Genomic DNA, 20023 nt, shown 5'->3' on the forward strand with positions numbered 1-20023 from the left:
CGCAACCCTCGCCGTTGCGCGGTTTGTTACGTCTTACAACTCGTGCTGTGCCCGCAGGAGTCTAGGTGGATTTTTCCTTAGCGCTTCAAAAAAATGCAAGGAAATTGTTTGAGTGCCTGACACCTCATCTATCTTCATAAAAAAGACAAAAGGCATCAAGTTTTTGATGCCTTTTGCCATACGCTGAGCAAAGTTATTGAAGCTGATGTCTATGCAAAAAGGTTAAATTTATATGTGATGTGCGATCCCAGCAGATGGATACAGGGTGTCGTTCATCAAGATAAATAAGCTGTGTAGAAATGTTTTGAATTTCATCCGTCGTATCGATTAAGTGTGGTGATGGCTGTGGACATAAGGCAGTTTTAAAGAGAGCTTCCTTTAATGTCCACAGTTCATAAAATTTTTTTAATCGTAGCGGTTCTACAATTTCGTCAATGCTAGTTATTTCATTCTCTGTCATGGCATAGTGCATAACATCTTTCGTAACAGGCTTAATTTCCTCCACATCAATACCGACATGACCATTTTCCGTTACTGCTATGACAAGCCAATCTCCTGAATGGGAAAGATTAAAATCACCTCTCCAACCAACATCTCCTACAACATAAGGCCGACCATATTCGTTTCGAACAATCTGTACCTCTTGTGTAGCAGTCAATTGCTGAATTGCCCATCTGGAAATAATGCTTCCTAATAAGGCTCGTTGTCGGTCCTGCCAATGTTGGTATTGCAATATCCTGATTTGCTCATCAGGAGGCAGTTGCGCATAATACTTCGCCCATTCAAATGTTGTTAATGGTGGTCCAATGGGGAGTGCAAATACTTGTACGCCATTGACTCTCAACATTATCGAACTGCAACTGGTTTAGGTTCAGGGAAATAACCTAATTCGATACCATACGTAATCATCGTGCGGATAAAGGCTGAATTTGGTTCTGCACATGCAATACCCGAGTTCACTAAAAATTCCTGTGTTTTTTCACTATTAAATATAAATGGTGAATCGCTTGCGCCATCACCTTCAAGTTGTGCAATAGCTAATGATAAATATTCTTGTAATGCTTTAGGATGCTCCGAATTTAAAAGCCAATCTTCATATTCATTTGCCGAAACTATATCTAACTCATATCCCATGTCCTTTATTGCTTCAATAAAATCAAGATAGGCTAGGGGTACAGGGTTACATAGGTGGAAAATGTGTCCGTTGGATTTTGGTTGACGGGCTAATGTTATAAGTGCCTGGCTCGCATAATTGATTGGCGTAAAGTCAACATGCCAATTAGCTGTCGGTGTTTTTCCTAAATGGAGCATCGATTTCATCATTCGGTAAAACGCATTATCATCTATGTTGCGCTGGAATTTTCCTGTTTGGGAATGGCATGTTAAATTGCCAACACGATAAATTGAAACAGGAATTTTATCGTTCACGGCATTTTTAACAAGATTTTCAGCCTCTAACTTACTTTGGGTATAAACATTTGTAAGTGAAACATCGTAATCAAATTCACCCAGTGCTTGCTTTTCTCCCCATTGTGTTGCCGCAAGTTCTTCAGGAATACCAATTGTTGAAACGTAGTGGAAATGGACACCTGCTTTACTTTTAGCAAGCTCGAGCAAGTATCTAGTCCCTTCAACATTGACATCATTAAAATGAGTGGCAGCCCCGAAATGTCTTACATCTGCACCACAATGAATAATTGCATCAATTTCTTCAGTAAGTGTAACGTAATCTTTACTTGATAAATTAAGTTTTTCTTTACTCAAATCACCTTGGATGACAGTCACTCGATTATGTAGCATTGCCACAATGTCTTCACCGAAATAAAAAGCCATGCTCTCTTTAAGTTTTTCATCAAGTGTTGTGTGTGCGCTTTGTCTAATTAAGCAGTAAATATGAGTATTTGTATTATTTAAAAGCTCATTTAAAATATGACTTCCTAAATAGCCTGTTGCACCGGTTAACAGCACAGCATTCATAGTTAGAGGTGTTGGTGTTTGCGCAACGGAAAGACGGCTTGGCTCCATCAAATCTTTACGAACAAAATCTACATGTTGTTGTGGTGTGTCATTCGTTTCTGGTTGATAGTTACAAATATAATGATCTAGTTCGGCAATCGTTTGATATTGGAAAAAGTCTTGTATTTTTAAAAACGGAATATGCTTTTTCACTTGGACTAAAATTTCAAGTACTTTTAATGAATGCCCACCGATATGAAAGAAATTATCATGAATACCGACACGTTCAATACCGAGTACATGTTGCCATGCAGAGGCTAGTAGCTTCTGTATTGGGTTCTCCGGTTGATCATAATGACTTGGTAAAGGTGCTGTTACCTCAATAGCAGCTAATTGCTTTCGGTCGATTTTGCCTGTAGGGGACAAGGGCATTTCCTGCACTTCAATTAATCGTTCAGGCACCATATAGTCTGGTAAATGACCTGCTAAATACTGTCTAATTGCTGTTTGTTCTTCCTTACTACCGCCAATTAAAGTGTAGTAGGCAAACAAGCTATTATTTCCATCGTCCATTTTCTTTGCAAGTATCACGCCTTCTTGAATGCTTGGGTGATTACTTAATACCGTTTCAATTTCGCCTAACTCAATTCGGAACCCTCTAACTTTAATTTGAGAATCTTTGCGTCCTACAAATTCAATTACACCGCTCGGTAATAAACGAACTAAATCACCTGTTCGATACATTAATCTTCCAGGTTCATTTGATAATATATGTGGGACAAACGCTTCAGCAGTTTTTTCCGGTTGATTTAAATAGCCAGCAGCTAGACCAGCACCAGCTATGTAAAGTTCCCCTGCTTCATTGACAGGGCAAAGCTGACCATCATTATTAATAATATACATTTCGTAATTGGCGATAGGCTTACCAATAGGAATGCTTGATTGATTATCAATTACAGTATCCTTCACTTTATGGTAGGAGGACAGCACTGTACATTCTGTTGGTCCATATACATTAATAATTTCAGTTGTTGTTCCGAATTTTTCATGCCACTTTTGTATAACAGCAGGCATAAGGGCTTCCCCACCTACAGATAAATATTTAAGAGACGATAATTTATCATGGTGTTCAATAGAGAGGTGAGTAGCTAGCTGCGTAAAGAATGCATTTGGAATTGTGGCTGTTGTTACTTTTTCACGCTCAATCATTTCAGCAAATGCCTCTATTGATACGCGCTCAATACTTGTGAGCATATGTAATCGTGCGCCAGAGAAAAAAGCAGTAAATGTTTCAGTGACGGATGGATCAAAACTATAGGAGATAAATTGTGAAAAGACATCATATTTACTTGCTTGGTAGATTCTTTGATTGTCAGTAATTAAGTTGATCACAGATTCATGCTTAAGCATTACGCCTTTTGGCTTGCCTGTCGAGCCTGATGTATAAATAATATAGGCTAAATCAGCAGGGCTGAGATCGATATGGATATTGTTTTTTGAAAATGTGATTTCCATCCGATTAAGTGTAAACACTATACGAGTTTGGGAATCGTTATGTAGTAAATCATTAAGTAATTGAGTATGTTCTTCTTTTATTAATATAAATGTCGCACCTGTATCATTTAACAAATAATGACAACGCTCTTTAGGATAGCTAGGATCAATCGGTACATATATACCACCTGCTTTTAAAACACCAAGTAAACTAATAACAGTTTCCTGACTACGTTCCATAACAATCGCCACTTTGTCGCCTTTTTGCAAACCTTTGTCTCGCAGCATATGAGCGATTTGATTGGATCGTTCATTGAGCTGACGATAGGTCATTGAGCCACCATTAAATGATAATGCAATTCTATCAGCAAACTGTTCTACAGCTTGATAAAATACTTCAGGTATTGTTTGATCTTTCGCATAAAAGGCTTTTGTTTGATTTAAAGCTTGATAAACTACTTTATCTGCTTCAGTTAACAATTGCGTACAATGAGCTGGTAGGGTTTGTTGCTCATTATAGTTCGTTTGATAATCTGCTGTAAGTAAATTAAGTTCTTTATTCAATCATCACAACTCCTATTTTTGAAAGTAGAGGGGCAGTGCCCAATTAGTGCAACTAGAAGTAAATATTATTGCTAGGAAATGACATGAATAAATGGCTCGCCGATGCTGTAGCATCGACGAGATTAATAAAGCTATAAGGTTTTTTTAGTACATCATTTCACAATAAAAGTCTTTACAACAGTTAATAATTCATCTGATAAATCTGTTAATACTTGTGCTTCTTCTGAAACTCTTTGCACTGTGTTGAGCTGAGTAGCAGATGTTTCGGCTACTGTGCTTGTATTGTTTCTAGAATTTTCAGAGAATTGTTCCATATCTTGAACAGCTGATGTAACCTCTTCCATACCAGCTGCCATTTCCTCAATAGTAGCTGATAATTCTTGAATCTGACCAGTAACATGATGTATTGAAGTTAAAATTTGGCCAAATGATTTTTCGGAATCATTGATCATTATTAAGCCATTGTCCACTTCCTCTACCGCATGTATCATGACATTTACTGATTCATTAGTATCGTGTTGAATACGCGAGATTAGCGTAGAAATTTCTCTTGCTGATGCCTCTGATTGCTCTGCCAACTTGCGCACCTCGTCAGCGACTACAGCAAAACCACTTCCTGCTTCACCTGCACGAGCAGCCTCTATTGCCGCATTTAATGCAAGTAAATTTGTTTGGGAAGCGATACCTGTAATAATACCAACGATTTCTTGGATTTTATTTGAGTGTTCACCTAGCATTTTGACAGATGATGCCGATTGATTTACAGCTTTACTAATTGCATTCATTTGAGCGACAGATTTGTTCGTTGAATCGTTACCTTTTTCCGCTTCCTCAGATGCAAGAATAGAGGATTCAGAAATCTGATTAGATGTCATGGCAATACGTTGAATACCAATGCTCATTTCCTCAATCGTAACTGAACTTTCTTTTGCCTTTTGAACTTGTAAATCCGCAACACTTGCTATTTCTTGCATCGATGAAGCTACACTATTATAAGAATCCGTTGCTTCCTGCATATTACTTGATAAAACTTGTGCAGTATTTGAAACACGTGAAGAAACATTTGTTGCGCTTTGAATGACTGTTTGTAAACTTCCAATCATTACATTAAAATTATTTGTTAGCACGCCAATTTCATCATTTGATTGAACAGGTAAAGGTTCTAGCTCCAAGTTACCTTCAGCAACTTTTTTAGATTGTAAGGATAGCTGTTGGATAGGCGTTAGCTTCTTTTTTAATAGTGAGTAAACGACGATGGAAGACCCAATAAGGAATAAAACAGTAATTAACAGAACCCACATTGCTTCCGAAAGTGCTTTAGCAGTTACCATCGATACATCATAATCAATAGCATACGCAGCTAACATTGAACCATCGTCATCTAATATCGGAGTAAGCCCTGTTTTATAGCTTCCAAACTCATCTTTATAAATCTCTGTAGCAGTTGCCTCTTTTGTTTCAAAAACTTCTTTTATTCTTGCAAGGAAATCTGGAGAGAGACCCATCGCGATCATATCTTGGTTATATTCTGCCCCAACTTCAAGAACACTTGAGGATAAAACCGGTGCATTAATATTTTCACCATCTACTGTAATAAGAAAGAGATTGGTAATAATATCTGATTTATCATTGATGGCATCCATTTCTTCTGTTAAACGAACGACATCATTATTATTAGCATTTGGTTGTTGCAGTGCAGATTTCAATGCTTTTTGATCTATTGTCTTTGATAAAATCATGCCTTTATCATAGAGGGATTCATCCATATCTTTTAAGTTACTGTTTTTCACTATATAATAGGAAAATCCCATAGTAACTAATCCAAATAGCAATAAAATACTAACCATTGTGAAAGTTAATTTCTTGCTAATTGACATTTGCTGCTTCTTACTTTTCTTCATACTCTTCCTCCTAAAATTGTAAAAAACATATTTCAAGTGAAAAAGGGACGGCCGATAATGAGAAAGCCAAATGTAATGGGAATAGTACAATGTTACAATTGACCGTCATGATAATTTCATATATAGAAGTACATTCCTATACTTTTTATCATTATTTCATTGTTAGTAAAATAATCCATTCATCCCCTAACCATAAACAACTATACTGCCAAAAAATACGATTCACAACCCAAAAATCCTACTATTTCAACTGTGAAATTTCGAAGTGCGAATTAAAAATATAGTGTTTTTATAATAGGGATTAACGGGTTTCTGGCATATTATTAATAGAAAATACACTAATAATAGTATAATTTGTTTCTAGTAACCAACTTTTAAAATTACTAATTGTTATTATAGACAAATATTATTACAATTGTTTGAAAAAAGTTGTGTATACTTTGTGTAAAAGAAAATAAAAAAAGGTTTTCCACTCGTTCATAACTGAACTTATGGAAAGCCTTTTTTATTATCTCGGGTTACCAAAGATGCCAGGTAAAATGTTGGGAAGGCCTGGAGGTAGTATGGGTGGGAGACCAGGTAATTGACCACCAGGGTATTGTCCACCAGGGTATGGCATAGGGGGGAACGGTTGTGGGTATGGACGCGGTGGATATGGTTGAGGTGGATATGGTTGTGGCGGATAAGGACGTGGTGGATACGGCTGTGGTGGATACGGTTGAGGTGGATATGGTTGCGGATATGGTGGAGGGTATGGAGGTGGATACGGAGGTGGATATGAGCCACCACCAGGAGGGTAACCTGTCCCTGCTGCTGTAATTTGGCTAACATCAACTGTTATAACTTGACCAGAATCTAATTGAATTTCGGCTGTTCTTCCGTCTTTTCCAAATGTTCGAATCAATGTGCCTGAATATGTGCCAGTAGGGAGCGTAACCCATATTTTCATACCGGGTCGGAACTGTTGATTAAAATCTTCGGGAGCTAATCTAGGATTGACCAATGAAACACACCTTTCTTCATTTTTCTTCTCTAACATATGTCCCGTAATGTATTTGTCATAGGCAAATAGCTCAATATAAAAACAAGTATAGGATATTAAATTTGAAATTGTTATAAAATATAACGATATTCATTATAATAAGAAGAAAAGACTTAAAGGGTGTTTCGATGACTATTATAAAAATTAAGAAAATAAAGGTACAAAACTTAAGGAATGTACGAAATGGTGAGCTAACATTAGCAGTGGATTTTGCTTCGCTTATGAAAGCGAACGTCGTTGGCGTGTATGGGCAAAACGGTTCTGGGAAAACGACGATTGTTGATGCATTTAGCTTATTAAAGACGATTATTTCTGGTTGGATTGCTGAAGTGAAATTACCATTACAAGACAAGCGTTTAATCATGGCAGGAGAAAACACTGCTACTATTGATTTTGAATTTCTAGTGGACAATCAATTTGGTACATTTTTTGTGAACTACTATGTAACATTGCGTGAGGATGAAAAACGGCTATATATTATTGCAGAGCGACTCACATATAGAGAAGATGAAAAAGGAAAACGATCAAAAGTTTTAGTAAGTGTCACAGATGAGGACGTTCAAATTCGAAAAAGCTTTTTACGAGATATGAGTGAAAAAATGCGTATAAAAACGCTTGTTATTCAACAACTAGCGCGAAAACAATATATGTCATTTATCTTCCATAAAGATTTAAAGCCATTGCTACAAGAAAAGCTATCAGAATTAGAAATGCAGTTGCTTCATAATTTAGCGATTGATTTTAATCGAGATTTACATGTTATCAACAATCAAAATATCGCGCCTTTATTTGAAGAACGCAGTATGCCCTTTAGTATCCATCTTGAAAAAACGCGTGGCTCCATTCCATATGATTTGAAAGGGCCAGCATTACTGCCTAAAAATGCTTTCAATGTATTATGTGAAGTGATAGAGCAAAGCAATCAAGTATTATCGACTATTATTCCAGGACTCACTATTAAGATTCATGTCATTACAGAGCAATTATTAGATAATGGTGAAAAGGGAATCCGATTTGAGTTTCTATCGCAACGGGGAGATCGGGAATTGCCATTGCGAACAGAATCAGAAGGGATTTTAAAAATTATCTCTGTGCTTAGTGTACTAATAGCTGTTTACAATAATCCAACTGCTTGTGTTGTGATCGATGAATTAGATTCTGGCGTTTTTGAATATTTGTTAGGCGAGTTGTTAACAGTGATTGATGAGGGCGGAAAAGGGCAACTTATTTTTACGTCCCACAATTTACGTGTGTTAGAGGTGCTTGCCATTAAAAACTTATGGTTTACAACAACGAATGAGAATTACCGATATATGCAGCTAAAAGGTATTAAAGAGGTCAATAATGCACGAGATGTCTATTTACGTGCTATACAGCTAGGTGGACAGGATGAAGAGGTTTATAAAGAAACGAAAACGTTCAAAATTAAACGTGCTTTTAGAAAAGCTGGTGTGCAACATGACTAAAAAAGTGCTTTTAGTGATTGTAGAAGGACAAACAGAGCAAATAATTTTAGAGGATTTTTTAGATGAGCATTTTGCCGATTCGACCATCCGCTTTGATGTGCAACGTGAGGATATTTTGACGAAATGGGATGCGAAAAAGCGAATCCCCAATATTAAAAATAGTGTCAGCCGAGTCATTCATAATTATCTAGAAAAGTATAAGTTTTTAGCGAAAGATTTATCGGCAGTCATTCATATTACCGATGCAGATGGTTGTTTTATCGCTCCAGAGTTTGTCAAAATCAATGCAGATATCGAACAGAATCTCTATTATACTGAGGACGCCATTTTTGTAAAAACAGAGAGACGTAAAGAGCAAATTGAACAGCGCAATGAAATGAAGGCTAATAACGTTAAGATTTTGCTTGCAAATGACCATTTTAGTATTGATCGATTAAAAGTACCTTATCAGTTGTTTTATTTTGCTACAAATTTAGAGCACGTATTATGGAATGAGCGCAATGAAGTCGCCACGGAAAAAGTGCTAAAAGCAGATGAATTTATGGAAAACTTATCGGGCTCTATAAAAGAGTATCTTTTGGAATTTCTGCATGTAGATACAGCACTATCTTACCGAGAAAAAATGAAAGAAAGTTGGGCGTACTTAACAAAGGAATGTAATTCTTTGCAACGCAGTACGAATGTGCCATTGTTATTTGAAATGATTACGTCCAATGCGCATAAATAAAATACAAAAACCTCTCATTAAATTTGAGAGGTTTTTTCGCCTTTTTTCATCTAACTGCTGTTGATATTCGCTACGGTCGGAAAGGGAGCGCCTGGAAAGAAAATCAACGAATAATGTTGGCAAAGAAATTTCCACTTTATGACCATGAAAAGGATAAAAAATGATACTACTGCCGCTGATTTCTATTGCGTGGGGGGCGATTTCCACGGGCACACGTGAGCTGTTGTCGCAGAAGTCTACATTCATAGCATAGAAATTGTTTGAGTGCCTGGCACTTCACGTCAACGGTCGGAAAGGGAGCGCCTGGAAAGGAAATCAACGGCAAAAGTCCTCTATAATTATTTGTACTAAAAATTGATTGCGCTACAGATGTGATTGCTTCAAGGTGACATGTTTTCTTATTTTATATCATAAGCTTTATGGCTATGGTTTCATTACGTAAAAAGGAGGCAAATCGCATTCAAATACATGTTGTACGAGCAGGAGAGTCCTTATATGGAATTGCAAATGCATATGGCACAACGGTTCAAAGTATAGTAGATGCCAATCAAATTCCAGACCCTAATCGATTAGTTGTTGGCCAAGCACTTGTAATTCCAATCGTCGGTAGCTTTTATTATGTACAGCCTGGGGATAGTTTATGGTCTATAGGGCAACGCTTTGGGATTAATTATTTAACACTTGCACAGGTCAATGGCATAAATCCAAACCAGACTTTATCAGTTGGTTTGCGTCTTTATATTCCACCAGCACCGAAAACGAGAGCAGAAACATTGGCATATTTAGAGCCAAGAGGGACAGCCGTTAGTGAAGCATTATTAAATTCAGCCCGAGAAGCATCTCCTTATTTAACTTATCTTGCCTTATTTAGCTATGAAGCACGGAGAGACGGGACATTGAAGCAACCTCCAAAAAACGGTGTGTCTGAAATTACGAAAGACTCAGGAGCAGCTGTTGCAATGGTTGTATCGAATTTGGAGAACTTTCAATTTAGTGGCGACCTTGCAAGAGATATTTTCCAAAGTACGGCAGTGCAAGATTTACTTTTTGACAATATTCTTAAAGAAGCAAGGCGTTTAGAAAGCATAAAAGATATCCATTTTGACTTTGAAAATTTGCCCCCTGATCAGCGGGAAGCGTATAACAATTTTTTAAGAAGAGCCGTGGAGCGGTTCCATGCAGAGGGTTATACGGTTTCGACAGCACTTGCCCCAAAAACAAGTGCGAATCAAAAAGGGCCATGGATTGAAGCACATGATTATAAAGCACATGGGGAGATTGTGGACTTCGTATTGCTGATGACCTATGAATGGGGCTATTCTGCTGGACCCCCTATGGCTGTTTCGCCAATTCGCGAAGTTGAGGCCGTTGTCAAATATGCTGTATCAGAAATACCACCAAGTAAAATATTGCTTGGACAAAACTTATATGGCTATGATTGGACACTGCCGTTTGTACAAGGAGGTCCATATGCAGAGGCTGTAAGTCCGCAAAGGGCTATTGAGATTGCCAAAAAATATAATGCAGCTATCCAATATGATTGGAATGCACAAGCACCTTTCTTTGAATATTATGATGAGCAAGGAAGAGCGCACATAGTCTGGTTTGAAGATGCACGGTCGATTCAAGCGAAATTTAATTTAATTAAGCAGTACAAGCTTAGAGGCATAGGGTACTGGAAGCTTGGGCTACCGTTCCCGCAAAATTGGTTATTGATAGACTCAAATTTTAATGTGGTGAAGAAATGACATTGATAGGGATAATGGTATACCCAATTTATTTTCTTCTTATTGGAAATAATCTGTAAATACTATTTCCTATTTTGGGAATATAATATATAATTAGGTAAATTGTATTTTAGGAGGGATATTTTGGGTAAATTTAAAAAATTGGGGATTATTCTAACGTCTACTGCATTTTCTGTCGGAGTACTTTCTCCAATGGCACAAGCTTCTGCTAATGTTAAGGATTCTCCAGAGAGAATAGAGATTCAAGTAGCCTCAACAGAAACAAAGGTAACAAAAAGTACACTTATAAAAAAATTCCGTGAGCTTTTCCCAGAAAAGTTCAATTTTTTAACAGATAATGATTTTTATACGGGGCGTGGACATTACTATAACGATGATAAAACAATCCGTTATGATTTGAGTTTCCAAAAAACAGTAAATGGTAAAGATGTGTATGGTAGTATTACTTTTATGGGTGATGATTTAGAGCTTGAAAGCTTCTATTACCAGCCAGCTAATGTGGCAGATGCGCTATATCCTGCTAAATATTCGAAGGATGACGCACAAAAAATTGCACAGGATTTCTTAAAGAAATTCCCGAATACAGCAAACTATAAATTACAAGAAAATGATTTTGATTATGGATTTAATTACACTCGCCCATTATCAGAGCCAATTACTTATTCATTCTCATATGCACCGACACATAACGGTGTAACGCTTAGTAACCACACAATTTTTATTGGTGTGCTTGCTAATGGAGAAGTTGTACAAGTATATCGCAATTCAAATGTATCTAAAAAGGCAACGTTCGATGGCGTAGAACAGAAAAAGAGCGAGGCAGATGTTCTAGCACAAGTTCGTGATAACTTTGCTGTAGAGTTACGTTATTATTTAGACTATAACTATCCATCTGATAAGCGTGAAGTGAAGCTAGTGTATATGCCAACATCAAGCTTCTATGGTGTACATGCATTAACAGGACAATGGCAAACAGCGAATGGCTTCGTGGCAAAAGCACCAAGCGTAAAAGGTGTTGAAAAGCTATCTTCAGAACAACTTAATCCGAGAAAACCTGGTATGACGGTTGAAGAAGTAGAGGAATTTGCAAAATCCTTCTTAAAAGTGGACCCTGATAAGGCAAAACTACAAATTGATATGGTTGATGAAAGAGAAAATGAAAATGGTGAAACACTTTACTCTGTAAATTACATGTACATGTATGAGAATGGTGGTTCTGGTGCTTCATTTGAAATTAATAAGGCAACTGGTGAAATTACACAATACTATGACATCAGTAGAGATTTCATGCTGACAGATAAAAAAGCAGAAAAGATTACGAAAGATGCTGCGTTGGCGAAGGCTATTGACTACTTAAAAGAGTGGGCTCCGTCCTATATCCATAACTATGCAAAACCTTTAGATGATTATGGATATGATAATTATAGCAACCAATATGGCTTCTCATTCCCGCGTATTGTAAACGGAATTCCTGTTGTTGGTGATGAAATTTATGTGAGCGTCGGTACAGACGGTTCATTACGTGGATTAAACATTAATCAACAAAAAATTGATAACTGGCCATCTGTAAGTAAGGTAGTCTCAGCTGATAAGGCAAAGGAAACATTTAGCGATGCGTTAAAGCTGAAGTTACAGTACACTAAACAGGATAAAGAAGATAGCAATCACTATGATTTAGTGTATGCACCTTCATATGAGGGCAGCATATATAATCAAATTGATGCACTAACAGGCAAATGGGTAAGTAGTGCCGATGATTCAAATAATAAACCGCAAATTTCTCACCCAACAGCTGCAGAGGAATTAAACTACTTGTTAGCACAAAATGTGTTGGAAGTGAAAGATCCAGCAAGCTTTAATGCTGATACAGCTATAACGAAGGGTGAAGCGTTAAAAATTATTCTTAAATCATTGACATATGGCTACTATGGATATGGAAATGAAGAAGAAACATATCAATCGTTTAATAATATTGATCCTAAACATCCGTTATATGCAATAGTTGAACAAGCAGTAAGAATGGGCGTTTTACAACCAGCAGATGAATTTGCTGTCGATGCGACATTGACTCGTCAAGAGCTTGCAGAATGGTTTATTCGTGTACTACGTTTAGAAAGTGCTGCAAAGCATAACGACATTTACAAGTTGAACTTCGCTGATGCAGGTTCTATTGATCCAGCATATGCAGGTTACGTAGCATTAGCAAGTGTAATGGGCTTAATCGATGCACAACAAAACAACTTTAATGCAACTGAAAAAGTAAATTATGCAGATTTAGCTGTTTCAACACTTCGCTTAGCTCGTGCTATTCATGAAAATAATACTGGTCGTAATTACTTCTATTAATACGAATTGATTGACGGTCTTCCATCTAAATAGATGAGAAAAAGGGTATCTCCTAATTTAAGGAGATATCTTTTTTCGTTTATTTCATGATTTTTTAGGGAAGAATACTAACAGAAAAGGAGTGGAACATGATGCGTAATTATAAAATGTTATTAGTATTCTCAGTAGCAGCTGGATTACTTTATGGCTGTAATAAGGATGAGGTAAAGGATGTACCTACGAATGCTCCAACAGAGGAAAACACTAATCAACAGGCTGGTGAAAATGTAACGGATCAAGTGCCCTTTAACTTTATAGAATTTTCATTGGACGTTGATTATTCAGCAACAGAATCATATGAGGTTGAATATGAAAATAAGAAGAACGGTATAGAGGCTAAATTGGAAGATGACCGCAATAATGAAAAAATTCAAGGTGATGAGGCTTATACGAAGTTAGAACCATTATTTAAGCAACTAACTTTCGATTCTACAACATCGAATGATGAAGTAATTGACCAAGTCATTAAAGTGTTTAATATTACAGATGACTATCAATCGATTGAGGTAGAAGTAGAGTTTGCTGATGGAACAGAAAAAGAATTTAAACGATTGAAATAATAGAAGCTCCCTATACACTAATTTGTATAGGGGCTTTTAGCTTTTGAAAAAGATTTTTGTATTTAATAATATTAATTTAAATAAAAATGATTGCTGTTAGGGAATATCTGTGATATTATTATCTCGAATTAAAGATATTCAATTTCGAGGTAAATAGAAAGAGGGCATCTTATGAAGGAAGAAAATCGGTGTTTAAAAGCTTTTACGATTATGTTCCGTGCTTATCAATCAATTCAGGATGCAACAAAAAAAGATTTGCTTCAATATGATTTAAACCAGACTGAATTTGGGGTATTGGATTTTTTGTACCACCATGGCGAGCAGCCAATTCAAGTAATTGGTAAGAAAATTTTAATTGCAAGTAGTAGTATTACGTACGTTATTGATAAGCTGGAGCAAAAAGGTTTTGTTTGTCGACGTGCTTGTCCTAAAGATCGTCGTGTTACCTATGCATTGTTAACAGATGAGGGACAGGTCTTAATGGATAGAATTTTTCCACTCCATGAACAAAAGATCAATGAAATTTTTGAAGTATTAGACCAACAGGAGTTGGAAACAATGAATGTAGCTTTGAAAAAGGTCGGTCTTAATGCCATTAATAAATAAATTTTTTTAAACATATATCTCGAATTCGAGATAAATAGGAGGAACTTAATATGAATCATTTAAAAGGAATTCACCATGTAACTGCTATTACAAGTAGCGCAGAAGAAAATTATAAATTTTTCACGTATGTACTAGGCATGCGTTTAGTTAAAAAAACAGTAAATCAGGACGATATTCAAACATATCACTTATTTTTTGCAGATGACAAGGGTAGTGCTGGAACAGATATGACATTCTTTGACTTCCCAAACATACCAAAAGGTGTACATGGGACAAACGAAATTTCTAAAACATCATTCCGAGTGCCAACAGATGCAGCATTAGCATACTGGGAAAAACGATTTGAGCGCTTAAATGTCAAACATACAGGCATAAAAGAACAATTCGGCAAGCAAACATTATCATTTGTTGATTTTGACGATCAGCAGTATCAACTAATTTCTGATGAAAACAACAAAGGAGTGGCTACAGGTACACCTTGGCAAGATGGTCCTATCCCACTAGAATACGCTATTACAGGATTAGGTCCAATATTTGTGCGTGTTGCGAATTTTGACTATTTCAAAGAAATGCTAGAAAAAGTAATGCTCTTCACAGAAATTGCAGCTGAAGGAGACTTCCACTTATTTGAGGTCGGAGAGGGAGGCAACGGTGCACAAATTGTTGTGGAATATAACACAATCCTGCCAGCAGCTCGTCAAGGTTTTGGTACTGTGCATCACGCAGCATTTCGCGTAGCAGATCGTGCTGTTTTAAATGAGTGGACAGAACGATTAGAAGGCTTTGGTTTCAATACATCTGGTTATGTTAACCGTCACTTCTTTGAATCGCTATATGCACGTGTAGCACCACAAATCTTATTTGAATGGGCGACAGACGGCCCTGGTTTTATGGGTGATGAGCCCTATGAAACATTGGGGGAAAAACTATCATTACCGCCTTTCTTAGAGCCTAAACGTGCACAAATTGAAGGGCTTGTTCGTCCAATTGATACTGTAAGAAGTACGGTTTCATTTGAAAAAGAATATGAGTAAGGTGTCATTTATTATTAAGGAACACAATTTTACTAAAGCATAATGAATGATTGGAGTACGCCAACATGGAATTTACAAAGTTAATTGATAAACGTCGATCGGCAAATAATTTTATAGACGGTGTTGTAATGACGGAGGAGGATATCCGACCGATTTTAGAGGACGTCAAGCTTGCACCTTCAGCATTCAACTTGCAACATACAGAATATATCGTTGTGTTAGATCAAGAATTGAAAGAGAGAGTTCGCGAGGCTGCATATGGACAATATAAAGTACATTCAGCTTCCGGAGTTATTTTAGTACTAGGCGATAAGGAAGCATACAAGCAAACGGCTCACATTAGTCAAGGGATGGTTGATCTAGGCATTATTACAAACTATGAGCTTGAAGGTCTCATTGATGATAATGCGAAGTTTTACGAAGAACGTGGTGAGGAGTTTATGAAGGAGGACGCGATTCGTAACGCATCACTTTCAGCTATGCTCTTTATGTTAGCAGCAAAAAATCGTGGCTGGGATACATGTCCGATGATTGGCTTTGATCAACAACAAATGCGCGCATTATTCAATGTACCAGCAACACATGAGATTGTCTTGATGATGACAATTGGCAAGGAAAAGGAAAGTAGTCACCGCTTACGTGGGTATCGTAAACCAGTTGAAGAATTTGCAACCTATTATTAGGGCGGTATAAAATAAAATAGCTTAACAAATATTAATGGCAGTAACCATTTAGGAGGAAACAACATGAAAGTAGTAGCAATCGTAGGTAGTATCCGTAAAGAATCTTATAATATGCAATTAGCAAAATTTATTCAAAAACGTTATACAGAAAAGCTTGAACTAGAAGTATTGAGCTTACGCGATTTACCAATGTATGATCAAGATATCGAAAATGAAGCACCACAAACAGTACTAGATTTTAAAGCAAAAGTAAAAGCGGCTGACGCGGTACTTTGGTTAACACCAGAATATAACGGAACTGTGCCAGGGGTTATGGTGAACGCTATTGACTGGCTATCTCGTGTAGACAAAGTAATGATTGGCAAACCATCGTTCATGATGGGAGCATCAATGGGTAATTTAGGTACTGTTAAAGCACAATTACATTTACGCGATATTTTATTCTCACCTGGAATTAATTCTCCATTACTTAGTGGTAATGATGTATATATCGGTGCTGTACACACAAAATTTGATGCTGAAGGCAATTTAACAGATGAAGGTACTGTGAAATTCCTTGATACAGTAATTGAAAACTTCTTAGACTGGGTTAAAAAATATATTTAATAAAAAGATGCCAATAAGTATACGACATACTTATTGGCTCTTTTTTATAAAGACCCAAGTATCAGCGGCTCCTCAATCGTAAAAATCCTCTACGCTTTCCGCGGGCACGATGTAAGCCACAACCGTCGCTGTCGCGCCGCCTGTTGTGGCTTACATTGCGTGCGTTCCCACAGGAGTCTACGTGGATTTTTACTAAGTTATAAACATCTTGAAGGTTTCAGAATTGTGTGGGTGCCTGACACCTCGTTTATATTCCTAGCATAATTCCGGCTCCTCAATCGTAAAAATCCACTACGCTTTCCGCGGGCACGATGTAAGGCACAACCGTCGCTGTCGCGCCGCCTGTTGTGTCTTACATTGCGTTTCCGCAGGAGTCTACATGGATTTTTACTAAGGTATAAACATCTTGAAGTTTTCAGAATTGTGTGTGTGCCTGGCACATCTCTTAGATTCCTAGCATAATTTCGGCTCCTCAATCGTAAAAATCCACCATGCTTTCCGCGGGCACGATGTAAGCCACAACCGTCGCTGTCGCGCCGCCTGTTGTGTCTTACATTGCGTTTCCGCAGGAGTCTACATGGATTTTTACTAAGGTATAAACATCTTGGAGTTTTCAGAATTGTGTGTGTGCCTGGCACATCTCTTAGATTCCTAGCATAATTCCGGCTCCTCAATCGTAAAAATCCACTACGCTTTCCGCGGGCACGATGTAAGCCACAACCGTCGCTGTCGCGCCGCCTGTTGTGGCTTACATTGTGTGCGTTCCCGCAGGAGTCTACGTGAATTTTTACTTAGTTATAAACATCTTGAAGTTTTCAGAATTGTGTGTGTGCCTGGCACATCTCTTATATTCCTAGCATAATTCCGGCTCCTCAATCGTAAAATCCACTACGCTTTCCGCGGGCACGATGTAAGCCACAACCGTCGCTGTCGCGCCGCCTGTTGTGTCTTACATTGAGTGCGTTCCCGCAGGAGTCTACGTGGATTTTTACTAAGTTATAAACATATTGAAGTTTTCAGAATTGTGTGTGTGCCTGGCACGTTTCTTTATGATTGCTACATATATAAATGCCATATGATGATGAAAAATTAGTGGGCGTGAAGTCTTTATTTTATAATATTTATAAAAGTATCTTTCTTCTGCATAAAATCTTCACACTTACACGTTATCATTTTGAAATATAGGTGGTTAAGGCATGAAAAAACTTTCATTAAAGCTTGGAATAATCTTTTTTATTACATTGTTTTGTATAGAAACATTTATGATGTTTTTTTTACATGTTTCTTTGACTAACTCGCGTGTTGAAGAAGAATTAATAAACTTGCAGACAACTGGTAATTCACATCGAACGATATTAGAGCAAAATTTCGATGAGGAGACGTTATCACATATATTATTAATGGAATCAAGAGAAAATACAGACGTTGTCATCACAGATAATGTTGGAACAATTTTAGCTGCTTCATCTTCACACCCTGAAATACACGTTTATTTAAAGAAGCTCAAGGGTAGGGTGCCTTATAGTGGTCAGGTATTAGAGAAAAATTGGCAGGATGAAAAATATATTGCAACGATTAGTCCTATTCTTAAACAGCAAAAGACTGTTGGCTATGTGTTTATGTTTCAAAATACAGATTCCATCCATGCGTTAATGGAACGATTAAACAAACATTTTCTAATTGTCGGCCTCGTTTCAGCATTGGTGACGATCGCCGTCATTATTGTGTTATCTCGAAAATTAGCCCAACCATTAATGGCTATGAAGGAAGCGGCATTGAAAATGAATAAAGGAGATTTTACTGTCGCCCTTTCGACTAATGGCAAAGATGAATTAAGCGATCTTGCGAATGCCATACAACAGTTATCCGATGATTTAAATCATTTAAAAGAGGAAAGAAAGGAGTTTTTAGCAAGTATTGCGCATGAGCTAAGAACACCTATTACCTTTATAAAAGGCTATTCAGATATTCTTTACAAGCGAGATTTAACGGAGCAGGATCGCCAAAAATATTTAGGTATTATTATTGAAGAAATGAATCGGCTCTCAACGTTAATTAAAGACTTATTTGATTTAGCAAAAATGGATGAAAACGCATTTGTAATTAACAAAGAACGTCTTCAATTGGATGAATTAGTGGCAAGTATCGAAGTAAAGCTAAGACCTGCTTTTCAGGAAAAAGAGATACACTTGTTTGTTCAATGTGAAAAGGGATTAACATTAATGGCCGATTCAGTAAGGCTAGAGCAAATTATTTTGAATCTGTTAAATAATGCATTAACTTATTGTTCCTTAGGAGATTCTACTTTCTTTATAGTAAAAAGGCAAAATAACTTAATAAAAATCATTGTTAAAGATACTGGAAAGGGGATTCCGAAGAAGGAATTACCTTATATTTTTGAACGTTTTTATAGGGTTGAAAAATCTCGTGCACGTGCACATGGAGGTATGGGATTAGGTCTTGCTATTGTTAGAGAGCTTGTCCATGCACACGGAGGGGAAGTAACCGTTGTTAGTGAGGAAAACAAAGGGACTACTTTTGAATTATTATTTAAGGGGTAGGAACAAATGAAAACATTATTATTAATTGACGATGAACCAAGGATGCTGGAGTTACTAACGCTTTATTTAGAGCCTTCTTTTCATTGCATAGCGATGTCATCGGTTAGAGATGCTTTAGACTATTTAGAAGAAAATCATGTAGATTTAGTGCTGTTAGATATTATGATGCCAGATATGGATGGTTGGCAAGCTTGTCAGGAAATAAGGAAGTTTTGGGATGTACCTGTCATTATGCTAACAGCAAAAGCGGAACAGGCTGATATTATAAAAGGCTTAAATTTAGGAGCAGACGACTACATTTTAAAGCCTTTTGACGAGGAAGAGTTAGTAGCACGCATACATGCTGTATTAAGAAGAACAAAAACTGAAGAAACTTTCATTTTTTTTGAAGGGCTACGATTAAATAAAGAATCTATTGAATTGTCTTTTCAACAAGAAGCTATTCTTTTAACGCCGAAAGAATTTTCGATGTTAGCGCTGTTTCTTGAATATCAAAATAAAGTTTTCTCAAGAGAGCATTTAATTAATACAGTTTGGGGATATAACGGTACTATTGAAGACCGAACAATTGATTCGCATGTCCGCAATTTACGGGAAAAACTAAGGAAAAGTGGCTTTCCTGTTGATGATTACTTACAGACAGTGTGGGGAATCGGCTATAAATGGCATAAGCTTGCTGACAAAAAGTAA

15 protein-coding genes are annotated in these 20023 nt (G+C 37.0%); 11 read left to right on the forward strand and 4 right to left on the reverse strand.

Features of this window, described 5'->3' with window-relative positions; translation table 11 throughout:
- Positions 1-193: 193 nt before the first annotated feature.
- The 4 genes from ACIP9G_RS21930 to ACIP9G_RS21945 form a co-directional block, all read right to left on the reverse strand.
- Entirely contained in the window at positions 194-847 is a 654-nt protein-coding gene (locus ACIP9G_RS21930; protein WP_401022299.1) for a 4'-phosphopantetheinyl transferase family protein, read from the reverse strand.
- Positions 847-4014 (reverse strand): amino acid adenylation domain-containing protein, encoded by a 3168-nt coding sequence (locus ACIP9G_RS21935; RefSeq protein ID WP_401022301.1) that lies wholly within the window; start codon positions 4012-4014, stop codon positions 847-849. Before ACIP9G_RS21935 ends, ACIP9G_RS21930 begins: the two co-directional genes overlap by 1 nt.
- Before the next feature lie 152 nt (positions 4015-4166).
- Complete coding sequence (locus ACIP9G_RS21940; protein WP_401022303.1) at positions 4167-5915, reverse strand: methyl-accepting chemotaxis protein; 1749 nt, start codon at positions 5913-5915, stop codon at positions 4167-4169.
- A gap of 508 nt (positions 5916-6423) precedes the next feature.
- Positions 6424-6918, reverse strand: coding sequence for a hypothetical protein (locus tag ACIP9G_RS21945; protein ID WP_401022306.1), 495 nt, complete (start codon positions 6916-6918; stop codon positions 6424-6426).
- A 167-nt stretch (positions 6919-7085) separates the two neighbouring features.
- Between ACIP9G_RS21945 and ACIP9G_RS21950 the strand changes: the two genes are divergently transcribed.
- From ACIP9G_RS21950 to ACIP9G_RS22000, 11 genes are all read left to right on the forward strand, one after another.
- Complete coding sequence (locus ACIP9G_RS21950; protein WP_401022308.1) at positions 7086-8423, forward strand: AAA family ATPase; 1338 nt, start codon at positions 7086-7088, stop codon at positions 8421-8423.
- Positions 8416-9150, forward strand: coding sequence for a hypothetical protein (locus ACIP9G_RS21955; RefSeq protein WP_340822130.1), 735 nt, complete (start codon positions 8416-8418; stop codon positions 9148-9150). Before ACIP9G_RS21950 ends, ACIP9G_RS21955 begins: the two co-directional genes overlap by 8 nt.
- Positions 9151-9575: 425 nt before the next feature.
- Positions 9576-10898 (forward strand): LysM peptidoglycan-binding domain-containing protein, encoded by a 1323-nt coding sequence (locus ACIP9G_RS21960; protein WP_401022311.1) that lies wholly within the window; start codon positions 9576-9578, stop codon positions 10896-10898.
- 123 nt (positions 10899-11021) lie between these two features.
- A complete protein-coding gene (locus ACIP9G_RS21965; RefSeq protein WP_401022313.1) occupies positions 11022-13244 on the forward strand; it encodes a YcdB/YcdC domain-containing protein in 2223 nt (740 codons plus the stop codon).
- Positions 13245-13372: 128 nt separating this feature from the next.
- Positions 13373-13843 carry a YusW family protein gene (locus ACIP9G_RS21970; RefSeq protein ID WP_401022314.1) on the forward strand — a complete coding sequence of 157 codons (471 nt, stop codon included), beginning with the start codon at positions 13373-13375 and terminating at the stop codon, positions 13841-13843.
- A gap of 171 nt (positions 13844-14014) precedes the next feature.
- Positions 14015-14449 (forward strand): MarR family winged helix-turn-helix transcriptional regulator, encoded by a 435-nt coding sequence (locus ACIP9G_RS21975; protein WP_340822136.1) that lies wholly within the window; start codon positions 14015-14017, stop codon positions 14447-14449.
- A gap of 50 nt (positions 14450-14499) precedes the next feature.
- Positions 14500-15483, forward strand: a complete 984-nt coding sequence (locus ACIP9G_RS21980) for a ring-cleaving dioxygenase (RefSeq protein ID WP_401022317.1) — start codon at positions 14500-14502, stop codon at positions 15481-15483.
- A gap of 65 nt (positions 15484-15548) precedes the next feature.
- Positions 15549-16166 carry a nitroreductase family protein gene (locus ACIP9G_RS21985; RefSeq protein ID WP_340822138.1) on the forward strand — a complete coding sequence of 206 codons (618 nt, stop codon included), beginning with the start codon at positions 15549-15551 and terminating at the stop codon, positions 16164-16166.
- 63 nt (positions 16167-16229) lie between these two features.
- The gene (locus tag ACIP9G_RS21990; RefSeq protein ID WP_401022320.1) at positions 16230-16772 is read left to right on the forward strand and encodes an NADPH-dependent FMN reductase; all 543 of its coding nucleotides are present in this window, start codon (positions 16230-16232) and stop codon (positions 16770-16772) included.
- Between the two features lie 1196 nt (positions 16773-17968).
- The gene (locus ACIP9G_RS21995) at positions 17969-19333 is read left to right on the forward strand and encodes a sensor histidine kinase (protein WP_401022323.1); all 1365 of its coding nucleotides are present in this window, start codon (positions 17969-17971) and stop codon (positions 19331-19333) included.
- 6 nt (positions 19334-19339) lie between these two features.
- A complete protein-coding gene (locus ACIP9G_RS22000; protein WP_401022326.1) occupies positions 19340-20023 on the forward strand; it encodes a response regulator transcription factor in 684 nt (227 codons plus the stop codon).

Source organism: Lysinibacillus sp. NPDC093197, from assembly GCF_044754025.1.
Classification (GTDB): Bacteria; Bacillota; Bacilli; order Bacillales_A; family Planococcaceae; genus Lysinibacillus.

Coding starts and splice junctions, on each gene's coding strand:
- ACIP9G_RS21950 (WP_401022308.1), top strand. CDS start 7,086: ATGACTATTATAAAAATTAAGAAAATAAAGGTACAAAACTTAAGGAAT.
- ACIP9G_RS21980 (WP_401022317.1), top strand. CDS start 14,500: ATGAATCATTTAAAAGGAATTCACCATGTAACTGCTATTACAAGTAGC.
- ACIP9G_RS21975 (WP_340822136.1), top strand. CDS start 14,015: ATGAAGGAAGAAAATCGGTGTTTAAAAGCTTTTACGATTATGTTCCGT.
- ACIP9G_RS21940 (WP_401022303.1), bottom strand. CDS start 5,915: ATGAAGAAAAGTAAGAAGCAGCAAATGTCAATTAGCAAGAAATTAACT.
- ACIP9G_RS21960 (WP_401022311.1), top strand. CDS start 9,576: ATGGTTTCATTACGTAAAAAGGAGGCAAATCGCATTCAAATACATGTT.
- ACIP9G_RS21970 (WP_401022314.1), top strand. CDS start 13,373: ATGATGCGTAATTATAAAATGTTATTAGTATTCTCAGTAGCAGCTGGA.
- ACIP9G_RS21995 (WP_401022323.1), top strand. CDS start 17,969: ATGAAAAAACTTTCATTAAAGCTTGGAATAATCTTTTTTATTACATTG.
- ACIP9G_RS22000 (WP_401022326.1), top strand. CDS start 19,340: ATGAAAACATTATTATTAATTGACGATGAACCAAGGATGCTGGAGTTA.
- ACIP9G_RS21930 (WP_401022299.1), bottom strand. CDS start 847: ATGTTGAGAGTCAATGGCGTACAAGTATTTGCACTCCCCATTGGACCA.
- ACIP9G_RS21985 (WP_340822138.1), top strand. CDS start 15,549: ATGGAATTTACAAAGTTAATTGATAAACGTCGATCGGCAAATAATTTT.
- ACIP9G_RS21990 (WP_401022320.1), top strand. CDS start 16,230: ATGAAAGTAGTAGCAATCGTAGGTAGTATCCGTAAAGAATCTTATAAT.
- ACIP9G_RS21955 (WP_340822130.1), top strand. CDS start 8,416: ATGACTAAAAAAGTGCTTTTAGTGATTGTAGAAGGACAAACAGAGCAA.